This window comes from Actinoallomurus liliacearum, assembly GCF_039542035.1.
Classification (GTDB): domain Bacteria; phylum Actinomycetota; class Actinomycetes; order Streptosporangiales; family Streptosporangiaceae; genus Actinoallomurus; species Actinoallomurus liliacearum.
The window spans coordinates 737,952-751,438 of the sequence record NZ_BAABHJ010000005.1 but is presented as its reverse complement, the minus strand read 5'-3'; the positions used below and the strand labels follow the sequence as shown (position 1 = coordinate 751,438).

10 protein-coding genes are annotated in these 13,487 nt (G+C 68.7%); all 10 read right to left on the bottom strand.

From position 1 onward, the window contains the following. Window positions 1–13 precede the first annotated feature (13 nt). A complete protein-coding gene (gene rplW / locus ABD978_RS11365) occupies window positions 14–313 on the bottom strand; it encodes a 50S ribosomal protein L23 (RefSeq protein ID WP_252780425.1) in 300 nt (99 codons plus the stop codon). Then, on the bottom strand, window positions 310–921 hold the full coding sequence (gene rplD / locus ABD978_RS11360; RefSeq protein ID WP_345352704.1) for a 50S ribosomal protein L4: 612 nt from the start codon (window positions 919–921) through the stop codon (window positions 310–312). The genes rplW and rplD overlap by 4 nt, the downstream gene beginning before the upstream one ends. Next, window positions 922–1,569 carry a 50S ribosomal protein L3 gene (rplC, locus tag ABD978_RS11355; RefSeq protein WP_345352701.1) on the bottom strand — a complete coding sequence of 216 codons (648 nt, stop codon included), beginning with the start codon at window positions 1,567–1,569 and terminating at the stop codon, window positions 922–924. It abuts the gene before it with no gap. Between the two features lie 14 nt (window positions 1,570–1,583). Beyond that, a complete protein-coding gene (gene rpsJ, locus ABD978_RS11350; protein ID WP_141956729.1) occupies window positions 1,584–1,892 on the bottom strand; it encodes a 30S ribosomal protein S10 in 309 nt (102 codons plus the stop codon). A 102-nt stretch (window positions 1,893–1,994) separates the two neighbouring features. Next, window positions 1,995–3,188: an elongation factor Tu gene (gene tuf, locus ABD978_RS11345; protein ID WP_345352697.1), complete on the bottom strand. Its 1,194-nt coding sequence runs from the start codon at window positions 3,186–3,188 to the stop codon at window positions 1,995–1,997. Window positions 3,189–3,279: 91 nt separating this feature from the next. Continuing rightward, window positions 3,280–5,391 (bottom strand): elongation factor G, encoded by a 2,112-nt coding sequence (gene fusA, locus ABD978_RS11340; RefSeq protein ID WP_345352694.1) that lies wholly within the window; start codon window positions 5,389–5,391, stop codon window positions 3,280–3,282. 41 nt (window positions 5,392–5,432) lie between these two features. Then, window positions 5,433–5,903, bottom strand: coding sequence for a 30S ribosomal protein S7 (rpsG, locus tag ABD978_RS11335; RefSeq protein ID WP_252780395.1), 471 nt, complete (start codon window positions 5,901–5,903; stop codon window positions 5,433–5,435). Between the two features lies 1 nt (window position 5,904). Continuing rightward, complete coding sequence (gene rpsL / locus ABD978_RS11330; RefSeq protein ID WP_019632621.1) at window positions 5,905–6,279, bottom strand: 30S ribosomal protein S12; 375 nt, start codon at window positions 6,277–6,279, stop codon at window positions 5,905–5,907. A gap of 455 nt (window positions 6,280–6,734) precedes the next feature. Then, complete coding sequence (locus ABD978_RS11325; protein ID WP_345352690.1) at window positions 6,735–9,221, bottom strand: hypothetical protein; 2,487 nt, start codon at window positions 9,219–9,221, stop codon at window positions 6,735–6,737. A 274-nt stretch (window positions 9,222–9,495) separates the two neighbouring features. Further along, window positions 9,496–13,371, bottom strand: coding sequence for a DNA-directed RNA polymerase subunit beta' (locus ABD978_RS11320; protein WP_345352687.1), 3,876 nt, complete (start codon window positions 13,369–13,371; stop codon window positions 9,496–9,498). Between the last annotated feature and the right edge of the window lie 116 nt (window positions 13,372–13,487).

Here is a 13,487-nt window from a genome sequence, read left to right as displayed (position 1 = left end):
TCAGCGATCCCGGTCAGGAGACCGGGCCGCCGAAGATGTCGATCCGCTCACCGTCGGCCAGGCTCACGATGGCCCGCTTGGTGTCCTTGCGCTTGCCGTAACCGAACCGGGTGCGCTTGCGCTTGCCCTGCCGGTTGATGGTGTTCACGCCCGTCACCTTGACCCCGAAGACGGCCTCGACGGCCTGCCGGATCTGGGTCTTGTTGGCGTCGGTGCGGACCTCGAACGTGTACTTGTTCTCATCGAGCAGCCCGTAGCTCTTCTCAGAGATCACGGGCGCGATGAGGATGTCGCGCGGGTCGGCGATCTTCACTGCGCGCTCTCCTTCCCGCTCACACGGCCCACGAAGGCCTGGTACGCGGCCTCGGTGAACACCACGTCGTCGTTGCAGAGCACGTCGTAGGTGTTCAGCTGGTCCTCGACGATCACGTGGACCTCGGGGACGTTGCGCAGGCTCTTCCAGGTGAGCTCGTCCTCGCGGTCGAGCACCAGGAGGACCTTGTCCGCCGGGGTGATCTCGCGCAGCGCGGCGAGCGCCGTCTTGGTCTTCGGCGTGTCACCCTCGAGCAGGTTCGACACCACGTGCACGCGGCCGTACCGAGCGCGGTCCGACAGCGCGCCGCGCAGCGCGGCCGCCTTCATCTTCTTCGGCGTCTTCTGCTCGTACGAACGCGGCTGCGGGCCGTGGACGGTGCCACCGCCGGCGAACTGCGGCGCACGGGTGGAGCCCTGACGTGCCCGGCCGGTGCCCTTCTGCCGGTACGGCTTCTTGCCGCCACCGGAGACCTCACCGCGGGTCTTGGTCTTGTGCGTGCCCTGGCGTGCCGCGGCCAGCTGCGCCACGACCACCTGGTGGATCAGCGGCACGTTGACCTTGGCCTCGAAGATCTCCGGGGCCAGCTCGACGTCCAGCTTGCTCACTTACTTCGCCCCCTTCGCGGCGGTGCGAACCAGGACGAGGCCGCCGTTCGGACCGGGAACCGCGCCCTTGATCAGCAGCAGGTTCTTCTCGGTGTCGATGGCGTGCACGGTGAGGTTCTGGACGGTGATGCGGGCGTTGCCGTGCCGACCGGCCATGCGCAGGCCCTTGAACACGCGACCCGGGGTCGCGCAGCCGCCGATCGAACCCGGCGAACGGTGCTTGCGCTGGGTACCGTGCGAGGCGCCGAGGCCCTTGAAGCCGTGGCGCTTCATGACACCCGCGGTGCCCTTGCCCTTGCTGCGGCCGGTGACGTCGATCCGCTGGCCGGCCTCGAAGGCCTCAACGGTGACTTCCTGGCCGAGCTCGTACTCGGTGGCGTCGTCGGTGCGCAGCTCGACGAGGTGACGGCGCGGCGTGACGCCGGCCTTCTCGAAGTGCCCGGTGAGGGGCTTGTTCACCTTGCGCGGGTCGATCTGCCCGTAGCCGAGCTGGACGGCGGAGTAGCCGTCGCTCTCGGGGGTGCGGACCCGGGTGACGACGCACGGCCCGGCCTGGACGACGGTTACCGGCACAATGCGGCCCTCATCGTCGAAAACCTGGGTCATGCCGAGCTTCTCGCCCAGGACGCCCTTTCTCTGCTTACTCATCTCTCGATGCGTCCTTAGAGCTTGATCTCGATGTCGACGCCGGCCGGCAGGTCGAGCCGCATGAGCGAGTCGACCGTCTTGGGCGTCGGATCGATGATGTCGATCAAACGCTTGTGCGTGCGCATCTCAAAGTGCTCGCGGCTGTCCTTGTACTTGTGCGGCGAGCGGATGACGCAGTACACGTTCTTCTCGGTCGGCAGCGGCACCGGGCCGGCGACCTTCGCGCCCGTGCGCGTCACCGTCTCGACGATCTTGCGCGCCGAAGTGTCGATGACCTCGTGGTCGTAGGCCTTGAGCCGGATGCGGATCTTCTGTCCCGCCATGGTGGCCTCGGTGTCCTTTACTTCCTAGTGCCGCTGGGTCTTCTCATCGTGGTGCGGCGGCCGGGCTCTGCTGGCGAGCCCGGCCGCCGCCACACGGGGTTACTACTTGATGATCTTGGTCACTCGGCCGGCGCCGACGGTGCGGCCGCCCTCGCGGATCGCGAAGCGGAGGCCTTCCTCCATCGCGATCGGCTGGATGAGCTCGACGCGCATCTCGGTGTTGTCGCCCGGCATGACCATCTCGGTGCCCTCGGGCAGGTGCACGACGCCGGTCACGTCCGTGGTCCGGAAGTAGAACTGCGGACGGTAGTTGTTGAAGAACGGCGTGTGGCGGCCACCCTCGTCCTTGGACAGGATGTAGACCTGAGCCTCGAACTCGGTGTGCGGGGTGTTGGTGCCCGGCTTGATGACACACTGACCGCGCTCGACGTCCTCGCGCTTGATGCCGCGCAGGAGCAGACCGACGTTGTCACCGGCCTGGCCCTCGTCGAGCAGCTTGCGGAACATCTCGACGCCCGTGACCGTGGTGGTGGTCGCGGTCTCCTTGATGCCGATGATGTCGACGGTCTCGTTGACGTGGACGACGCCACGCTCGATGCGGCCGGTGACCACGGTGCCGCGACCGGTGATCGAGAAGACGTCCTCGATCGGCATCAGGAACGGCTTGTCCGTCTCACGGACCGGCTCCGGGATGTTCTCGTCGCAGGCGTCCATGAGCTCGGCGATCTTCGCGCCCCACTCGGCGTCGCCCTCGAGCGCCTTGAGCGCCGAGACGCGCACGACCGGAACGTCGTCGCCCGGGAACTCGTACTCGGACAGCAGCTCACGGACCTCCAGCTCGACGAGCTCGAGGATCTCCTCGTCGTCGACCATGTCGGCCTTGTTGAGGGCCACGACGATGTACGGAACGCCGACCTGGCGGGCCAGGAGCACGTGCTCCTTGGTCTGCGGCATCGGGCCGTCGGTCGCCGCCACCACCAGGATCGCGCCGTCCATCTGGGCGGCACCGGTGATCATGTTCTTGATGTAGTCGGCGTGACCCGGGCAGTCGACGTGAGCGTAGTGACGCTTCTCCGTCTGGTACTCGACGTGAGCGATCGAGATCGTGATGCCCCGCTCGCGCTCCTCCGGCGCCTTGTCGATGTCCTCGAACGGCGTGAAGGGGTTGAGGTCGGGGTGCTTGTCATGGAGCACCTTGGTAATCGCCGCGGTAAGCGTGGTCTTACCGTGGTCGATGTGTCCAATGGTGCCGATGTTTACGTGCGGCTTCGTCCGCTCGAACTTGGCCTTGGCCACCGGTGTCTCCTTGCTGCGATCCTCGGCCGTCTAGACGACCGCATTGCTTCAGTGGTTGGTCTTGTGTGCGCCGCGGCGCGGCACGGTGCGGTTACTCGCCCCGAGCCTTGGCGATGATCTCCTGCGCGACGTTCCCCGGAACCTCGGCGTAGGAGTCGAACTGCATGGTGAACACAGCCCGGCCCTGGGTCTTGCTGCGCAGGTCACCCACGTAGCCGAACATCTCCGACAGCGGAACGATCGACTTGATGACGCGGACGCCGGAGCGCTCGCCCATCTCCTGGATCTGACCGCGCCGGCCGTTCAGGTCGCCGATGACGTCACCCATGTAGTCCTCGGGCGTGGTCACCTCGACGGCCATCATCGGCTCCAGCAGCGCGGGGTCGGCCTTGCGAGCCGCCTCCTTGAACGCCATGGACCCGGCGATCTTGAACGCCAGCTCCGAAGAGTCGACGTCGTGGTAGGCCCCGTCCTGCAGCGTCACCTTGACGCCCACGATCGGGTAGCCCGCGAGCACGCCGAACTCGGCCGCCTCCTGGCAGCCCGCGTCCACCGACGGGATGTACTCCCGGGGGATGCGGCCACCGGTGACCTTGTTCTCGAACTCGTAGCCGTCGCTGCCGCCGCCGATGGGCTCCAGGTCGATGATCACGCGACCGAACTGGCCCGAGCCACCCGTCTGCTTCTTGTGGGTGTACTCGACCTTCTCCACCTTGCGGCGAATCGTCTCGCGGTAGGCGACCTGCGGCCGACCGACGTTGGCCTCGACCTTGAACTCGCGCTTCATGCGGTCGACCAGCACCTCGAGGTGCAGCTCGCCCATGCCGGAGATGATGGTCTGGCCGGTCTCCTCGTCGGTCCGCACCTGGAAGGACGGGTCCTCCTCGGCGAGCCGCTGGATCGCGGTGCCCAGCTTCTGCTGGTCGGCCTTCGTCTTCGGCTCGATCGCGACGTTGATGACCGGCGCCGGGAAGTTCATCGACTCCAGCACCACGGGGTTCTTGTCGTCGCTCAGCGTCTCGCCGGTGGTGGTCTGCTTGAGACCCATCACCGCGACGATGTCGCCGGCGCCCACGCGCTCGATCTCCTCACGCTTGTTCGCGTGCATGCGGTAGATCTTGCCGATGCGCTCCTTGCGGTCCTTCACGCTGTTCAGGACCGAGGAACCGGACTCCAGCACGCCGGAGTAGACCCGGATGAAGGTCAGCTTGCCGAGGTGCGGGTCGCTCATGATCTTGAACGCCAGCGCCGCGAACGGCTCGTCCTCGCTCGGCTTGCGCTCGATCTCCTTCTCCTCGTCGCGCACGTCATGGCCCTTGATGGCCTCGACGTCGAGCGGCGACGGGAGGTAGTTGACGATCGCGTCGAGCAGGGGCTGGACGCCCTTGTTCTTGAACGCGGTGCCGCAGGTGACCGGGGTGAGGTTGCCGGCGATCGTGGCGCGGCGGATGGCCGGGATCAGCTGGTCCGTCGTGGGCTCGTGGCCCTCGAGGTACAGCTCCATGATCTCGTCGTCCGCCTCGGCCAGCGTCTCGACCAGCTTGTCGTGCCACTCACGGGCGGCGTCGGCGTGCGACTCCGGAATGTCCACGACGTCGTACATCTCGCCCTTGGCGGCCTCGGCGCTCCACACCAGGGCCTTCATGCGGACCAGGTCCACGACACCCTTGAAGTCGGCCTCGGCGCCGATCGGGATCTGCAGCACCAGCGGCGTGGCGTGCAGGCGGTCCACGATCATGTCGACGCAGCGGTGGAACTCCGCGCCGACGCGGTCGAGCTTGTTGACGAAGCAGATCCGCGGCACGTTGTAGCGGTCGGCCTGCCGCCAGACCGTCTCCGACTGCGGCTCCACACCGGCGACACCGTCGAACACCGCGACGGCACCGTCGAGGACGCGCAGCGAACGCTCCACCTCGACGGTGAAGTCCACGTGACCCGGCGTGTCGATGATGTTGATGGTGTGATCGACGTCGTCAACCGTCCAGTGACAGGTCGTCGCGGCGGACGTGATCGTGATGCCGCGCTCCTGTTCCTGCTCCATCCAGTCCATGGTGGCCGCGCCCTCATGGACTTCACCGATCTTGTAGTTGACGCCGGTGTAGTACAGGATCCGCTCGGTGGTGGTGGTCTTGCCCGCGTCGATGTGGGCCATGATCCCGATGTTCCGGACCTTGGCCAGGTCTACGCCGGTCTGAGTAGCCACTTCTCGCGTCCTCGTTGTCTCGTACGACTAGATGCTGGGGATTACCAGCGGTAATGCGCGAAGGCCTTGTTGGACTCCGCCATCTTGTGGGTGTCCTCGCGCTTCTTCACACTCGCGCCGAGGCCGTTGCTCGCGTCGAGCAGCTCGTTCATCAGCCGCTCGGTCATCGTCTTCTCGCGGCGCTGCCGGGCGTACAGCACCAGCCAGCGCAGCGCCAGCGTCGTGCTGCGCGCCGGGCGCACCTCGACCGGCACCTGGTAGGTGGCACCGCCGACGCGCCGGCTGCGGACCTCGAGGGTCGGCTTCACGTTGTCGAGCGCTCGCTTCAGCGTGACGACCGGGTCGTTGCCGGTCTTCTCGCGGCAACCCTCGAGTGCGTCGTACACGATGCTCTGCGCGATCGACCGCTTACCGTCGAGCAGGACCTTGTTGACCAGCGAGGTGACCAGCGGTGAGTTGTACACCGGGTCAGCGATCAGCTGGCGCTTGCCTGCGGGACCCTTGCGAGGCATGTCAGCTCTTCTCCTTCTTCGCGCCGTAGCGGCTGCGCGCCTGCTTCCGGTTCCGGACACCCTGGGTGTCGAGCGACCCCCGGATGATCTTGTACCGAACACCGGGGAGGTCCTTCACACGGCCACCGCGCACGAGCACGATCGAGTGCTCCTGCAGGTTGTGTCCGACGCCGGGGATGTAGGCCGTGACCTCGATCCCACTCGTCAGCCGGACACGGGCGACCTTGCGAAGCGCAGAGTTGGGCTTCTTGGGCGTCGTCGTGTAGACGCGCGTGCAGACGCCACGGCGCTGCGGGCTCCCCTTGAGCGCCGGGGTCTTGTTCTTGGTCACCTTGTCCTGCCGGCCCTTACGGACCAGCTGCTGGATCGTGGGCACCGCGTCTCCGTCTTCCTCGTACCGAGCCGGTAAGTCTTCGTTTGGTTGCCGCGCTCTCGCACGGCTCCAGGTCACGAACCACTTACGCGGCCAGGACCTGCAGTTTTTTCCTCGTCCCCCACCCCCGTGGTCGGGCGTGTCGCGCCCGCCACCTCGTCGCCTGCCCATGCCGGGCCGGACGAACTCGGGGGGAGTCGGATCCGTACCGCACGCCGATCGGACCGACCACCACGAGGGTGGCCGCCGAGACCGTGCGCGCACGATGAACCCGCGAACCGCGGGCACGAAGGGAGAGACTACCTAACACCCGAGCATGAGGTCAAAACAAGTCCCGCCACGCCGAAAATCGGCGGGGGACGTTCACGCGGAGAACGCCAGAATGCCGACGGATGTTCCCGTCGGCATTCTGTCCTACCCGTCCGCGTGATGAAAGAGGCGCCCTCGCGCTCCCGGCGTCACAGGGACATGAAGAGCACGATGATCAGGATCACCAGCACCACGGTGCCGATGCCCAGGGCGAGGTAGAGCTTGCGCTTGGAATCGTCGCCGGACGAGGACGACGACGCCTGGTCGTAACCGGGGAAGCCGCCCTCCTGCCCGAAGGGCTGCTGGCCACCGTACGGCGACGGCTGCTGCTGACCGTAACCCTGCTGGCCATAGCCCTGCTGCTGGCCATAGGCCTGCTGTCCGTAACCCTGCTGACCGGGCTGCTGCTGACCGGGCTGCTGGCCGGGCTGCTGCTGACCGTAGCCCTGCTGGCCCGCCTGCTGCTGCCCATAGCCCTGCTGGCCGTAGCCCTGCTGCTGGCCATAGGCCTGCTGGCCATAGGCCTGCTGACCGTACGGCTGCTGGCCCTGGCCCTGCTGCCCCTGGCCCTGCTGGCCGGTACCCGCCTGCTCGCCGTAAGCCTGAGAGCCGGTGCCCTGCTGGCCCGCCTGCTGCTGACCGTAGCCCTGCTGGCCGTAACCCGGCTGCTGACCGTAAGCGGGCTGGCCGTAACCCGGCGGCGGGAAGCCCTGCGGCTGCCCGAATCCCGAGGGGCCGGAGGACTCCGAACCGCCGCCCTGCTCCCCCGCGGAGGCCGGCGAACCCGACGGTGACGCCCATGGCTGCCGGCCCGGCTCCCCGCCGGACGGCGCCGCGTACGGGCCCGAATCCCCGGTCGACGGCGCGGCGTACGGGCCCGAGTCCCCGCCGGAGGGCGTGGGGTACGGGCCGGAGTCGCCGGTCGGGGCCGGGGACGAGGGCAGGGCGAAGGCCGTGGTGCTGATGCCGTCCACGTCGGACGCGCCGGCGGCGGGCTGGTCGGAGCCGTACGACGGCGGCTGTTCCTCGGCCCGGCTCTGGCTCGCGAAACCGGCCTCCGGAGGCGGCACCAGAATCGTGCGCTCCACGCCGTCCTTCTCGTCATCGTCCCGGTCGTCCGCCGGCTGCGATCCGCCGGACGCCGACTCGTCCGAAGAGGGCGCGCCGAACGGCGGAGCCTCACCGCCGGGCGTTCCGAACGACGAAGCGTCGCCCCCCGGAGCGCCGAAGGGCGGCAGGTCGCCGGTCGGCGATGACTGCTCGCCGCCGGACGAACCCGTCTCGAGCGGGTGGTCCAGCATCGTGGACGGCGGCTGCGCCGCGTCGGTACCGGAGTTCGGTGCGGTCGCCCCGAAAGAGGAAGGCGGCTGGTACTCGCCGGTGCCCGTGCCGCTCTCCCCCTCTGGGCGGAACGCCGTGGTCGCCGGCGCGCCGAATCCGCCCTCGGCGGACGGTGCGGGACGTTCGCCGGTCGACTCCGACCGCGGTTCGAACGTGGTGCGCTCGGCGGCGTCCTCCTCCGCGCTCCCCTGGTCGGGGAACGAAAGGCCGGAACTCGCGCTCCCGCCCTGCTCACCGAAGGACGGCGAACTCGGGGGGAATCCGAAGTGCTCACCGTAGGGCTGCTGGGCGGACCCCGGCTGGCCGTACGGCGCCTGCTCGCCCTGAGACGGCTGCTGCCGGTCGCCCTGCTCACCGGCCTGGCCGGAGGAGGGCGAACCCGCCGGCTGCCCGTAGGACGGCGCAGACGGCTGCCCAGGCTGCGCGTACGACGAACCCGGCTGCTCACCGGGCTGCCCGTACGGCGACGCGGACTGCTCGCCCGGCTGCCCGTACGGCGAACCCGGCTGTTCCGGGGCCTGGCCGTACGGCGAACCGGGCTGCTGGCCCGGCTGGGCGTGCGGCGAACCGGGCTGGCCGTAGGGAGACTGCGGCTGCTCGTCCGGTCGGCCATAGGGCTGCTGGCCGTACTGCGACGGCGCCCCCGGCTGACCGTACGGCGCCTGGCCGTAGGGCTGCTGCTGCCCGTAGGGCGGCGGCGCGCCGTACTGGCCGTACGGCGGCTGCTCGTCGGGGCGCCCGCCGTACGGCGGCTGCCCGGTGGGGGGCTGCTGCCCGTACGGCGGCTGGCCGTACGGCGCGGGCTGCTCGCCCGGCGTGCCGTACGGAGACTGGCCGTAACCGGGCTGGCCGTAACCGGGCTGGCCGTAGGACGGCGGCGTGCCCGGTTGGCCGTAGGGCTGCTGGCCGTACGGCGGCGGAGGCGGCGGAGCTCCGGGCGTGCCGTACGCGGGCGGCGCACCCGGCGTGGAGTACGTCCCCGGCTGTCCGGGCGCGCCGTAGGGCGACGGGGTCTGCTCACCGGAACCAGGGCCGGAACCCGTGCCGGCCTCGCCGGAGCCGGGCTCGTCGGGCTTCTCCTCGGACGCGGGCGGAGTCACGGGGCGGCGCGGGGCGCCGAACATCACCGTACGGCCCGACTCGAGGACGTCGTCCGAGAGGCCCTGCGGCGTCGGGTCCTTCGGCTGCTCCTGACCATCCGCGGCGGCGCCCTGGTCGGCGCCGGGCGGCTCGGATGATCCTTGCTGCTCAGGCGGGGGCCAGTGGGATCCCTGGCCGCCGTTCTGCTCGGTCATCGTCGGACTCCTTCAGCGCCGTCTCCGCGGGCGGCTCGCCTCGGGGGGACCGGCCCTGTGACAGCACTCGGGAGGGGGCGTCGCATCACGCTCTCCCGGTCTGTCCGGCGGCCACCGGTCGAGGCGTCCTCCGCTGGTTCACCGAACCAGAGTGCCTGGTCACCGGCATGACCGCAAATCACCGCCGTCCCACACGCTCGTGACGAAACGGCGAAAGGCCGCCTCCGGAAGATCCGGAGACGGCCCCTGCCTGGTGGTGGTCCACCCGTTGTGACTACCGGTTGTACTGACCGAAGTCGTACTCCTCCAGCGGCACGGCCTCGCCGGAACCCTGGCCGAAGGCGTACTCGGCGCCCTCGTCGTAGGACCCGACGGAGTACACCGCGGCCTTGGCCTCCTCGGTCGGCTCGACCCGGATGTTGCGGTACTGCGGCATGCCGGTACCGGCCGGGATGAGCTTTCCGATGATGACGTTCTCCTTCAGGCCGACCAGCGGGTCGGACTTGGCGTGGATCGCCGCGTCCGTGAGGACCCGCGTCGTCTCCTGGAAGGAGGCCGCCGACAGCCAGGACTCGGTGGCCAGCGACGCCTTCGTGATGCCCATGAGCTGCGGCCGGCCGACCGCGGGCTGACCGCCCTCGGCCACGACGGCGCGGTTGAGCTCCTCGAACTTCGGCCGCTCGACCAGCTCGACGCCCGGCAGCATGTCGGTGTCACCGGACTCCAGCACCTGGACCCGCTTCAGCATCTGCCGAACGATGATCTCGATGTGCTTGTCGTGGATCGACACACCCTGCGACCGGTAGACCTCCTGTACCTGGTCGACCAGGTGCAGCTGGACCGCGCGCGGGCCGAGGATGCGCAGCACCTCGTGCGGGTTGATGGCACCAGCGATGAGCTGCTGGCCGACGTCGACGTGGTCGCCGTCCTTGACCCTCAGCCGCGACCGCATCGGCACCGGGTAGGCGATCTCCTCGCCACCGTCGTCCGGGATGACCACGATCTTGCGGGTCTTCTCGGTCTCGTCGATCCGGACCCGGCCGGCCACCTCGCTGATCGGTGCGACGCCCTTGGGGACGCGCGCCTCGAACAGCTCCGTGACACGGGGCAGACCGTGCGTGATGTCCTGACCGGCCACACCACCGGTGTGGAAGGTCCGCATGGTCAGCTGGGTGCCGGGCTCGCCGATCGACTGGGCGGCGATGATGCCGACCGCCTCGCCGACGTCCACGAGCTTGCCGGTGGCCAGCGAACGGCCGTAGCACATCGCGCAGACACCGATCTTGGACTCGCAGACCAGCGCGCTGCGGGTGCGCACCTCGTCCAGGCCCGCCTCGATGAGGCGGTCGAGCACCACGTCGTTGAGGTCCGTGCCGCCCGGGAACAGGACGGTGCCGTCCACCACGACGTCCTCGGCGATGTTGCGGCCGACGAGGCTGTTCTCGGAGTTCGGGACCTTGGTGAGGCTGCCGTCCGCGTTCTTGGTCGCGATCGGGAACTTGATCGTACGGTCGGTGCCGCAGTCGTCCTCGCGAACGATCACGTCCTGCGCGACGTCCACCAGACGACGGGTCAGGTAACCCGAGTCGGCGGTACGCAGGGCGGTGTCGGCCAGACCCTTTCGGGCGCCGTGCGTGGCGATGAAGTACTCGACCACGGACAGACCCTCACGGAAGGACGACTTGATCGGACGCGGGATGGTCTCACCCTTCGGGTTGGAGACCAGACCACGCATACCGGCGATCTGCCGGAGCTGCAGCGGGTTACCGCGCGCACCGGAGTTGATCATCATCCAGATCGGGTTGGTCGCGGGGAAGGCCGCCTCCATGTCCTTGGCGACGTCGGCCGTGGCGTGGGTCCAGATCTCGATGAGCTCCTGACGGCGCTCGTCGTCGGTGATCAGACCGCGGTCGTACTCGCGCTGGACCTTGTCGGCCCGGCGCTCGTAGGTGGCCATGATGTCCGCCTTGTTCGGCGGAGCGATGACGTCGTCGATCGCGATGGTCACGCCGGAGCGGGTCGCCCACCGGAAGCCGGTGTCCTTCAGCGCGTCCAGCGCGTTCGCGACATCGACCTTCGGGTAGGTCTCGGCCAGCTCGTTGACGATCGCCGACAGCTGCTTCTTGCCGACCTCGTAGTTGACGAACGGGAAGTCCGACGGCAGCGCCTCGTTGAACAGCGCCCGGCCGAGCGTCGTCTCGAGGCGGATCGGCTGACCGGCCTCCCAGCCCTCCGGAGCCGTCCAGCCGCGCGGCGGCGGGATGTCCTTCAGCCGGACGTGGATCTTGGCCTGGATGTGCAGGTCGCCCCGGTCGTAGGCCATGATCGCCTCGGAGAGGCTGGCGAACGCGCGGCCCTCGCCGTCGGCGCCCTCCTTCTCCGTCGTCAGCCAGAACAGACCGATGACCATGTCCTGGGTCGGCATGGTGACCGGCTTGCCGTCCGACGGCTTGAGGATGTTGTTGGTCGAGAGCATCAGGATGCGCGCCTCGGCCTGGGCCTCGGCCGACAGCGGCAGGTGCACGGCCATCTGGTCACCGTCGAAGTCCGCGTTGAACGCGGTGCAGACGAGCGGGTGGATCTGGATGGCCTTGCCCTCGACCAGCTGCGGCTCGAAGGCCTGGATGCCCAGGCGGTGCAGCGTCGGCGCCCGGTTGAGCAGCACCGGGTGCTCGGTGATGACCTCTTCGAGCACGTCCCACACGGCCGGGCGGGCCCGCTCGACCATGCGCTTGGCGCTCTTGATGTTCTGCGCGTGGTTGAGGTCGACCAGCCGCTTCATCACGAACGGCTTGAACAGCTCCAGCGCCATCTGCTTGGGCAGACCGCACTGGTGCAGCCGCAGCTGCGGGCCGACGACGATCACCGAACGACCGGAGTAGTCGACGCGCTTACCGAGGAGGTTCTGCCGGAAGCGGCCCTGCTTGCCCTTGAGCATGTCGGACAGCGACTTGAGCGGACGGTTGCCCGGCCCGGTGACGGGCCGGCCGCGGCGGCCGTTGTCGAACAGCGCGTCGACGGCCTCCTGCAGCATCCGCTTCTCGTTGTTGACGATGATCTCGGGCGCGCCGAGGTCGAGCAGCCTCTTCAGCCGGTTGTTCCGGTTGATGACCCGGCGGTACAGGTCGTTGAGGTCGCTCGTGGCGAACCGGCCACCGTCGAGCTGCACCATCGGGCGCAGGTCCGGCGGGATGACCGGGATGCAGTCGAGCACCATGCCCCGCGGGCTGTTGCGGGTGTTGAGGAAGGCGGAGACGACCTTGAGGCGCTTGAGGGCGCGGGCCTTCTTCTGGCCCTTGCCGCTGCGGATGGTCTCCCGCAGCCGCTCGGACTCGGCGTCGAGGTCGAAGTTCTCCAGACGCTTCTGGATGGCCGCGGCGCCCATGCCGCCCTCGAAGTAACGGCCGAAGCGGTCGCGCATCTCGCGGTAGAGCAGCTCGTCGCCCTCGAGGTCCTGGACCTTGAGGTTGCGGAAGCGGCTCCAGACCTCGTCGAGCCGGTCGAGCTCGCGCTGCGCCCGGTCGCGGAGCTGCTTCATCTCCCGCTCGGCGCCCTCACGGACCTTGCGGCGCTGGTCGCCCTTCGCCCCGGCGGCCTCGAGCTCGGCCAGGTCGGTCTCGAGCTTCTTCTGCCGGGCCTCGATGTCGGCGTCGCGGCGCTGCTCGAGCTGCTGTCGCTCGACGGAGATCTTGGCCTCCAGCGACGGCAGGTCGCGCTCACGCAGCTCGGCGTCGACATGCGTGATCATGTAGGCCGCGAAGTAAATGATCTTTTCGAGGTCCTTGGGCGCCAGGTCCAGCAGGTAGCCCAGCCGGCTCGGCACTCCCTTGAAGTACCAGATGTGCGTGACGGGCGCGGCCAGCTCGATGTGACCCATCCGCTCACGCCGCACCTTGGCGCGAGTGACCTCGACGCCGCAGCGCTCACAGATGATGCCCTTGAACCGGACGCGCTTGTACTTACCGCAGTAGCACTCCCAGTCCCGGGTCGGACCGAAGATCTTCTCGCAGAAGAGCCCGTCCTTCTCCGGCTTGAGAGTCCGGTAGTTGATCGTCTCCGGCTTCTTGACCTCGCCGTGCGACCACTGCCGGATGTCGTCAGCCGTGGCCAGGCCGATCCGCAGCTCGTCGAAGAAGTTGACGTCGAGCACTTTCTTAACCAGTCCCCTGTTGTCGTTTGCCGATTCCGAGGTCCGAAACGCCGTCTCGCTCACTCGGCGGGCGGGCGGCCGGGCGCTGTCGCGCGCCCGTGCCGCCGCCCACGTCG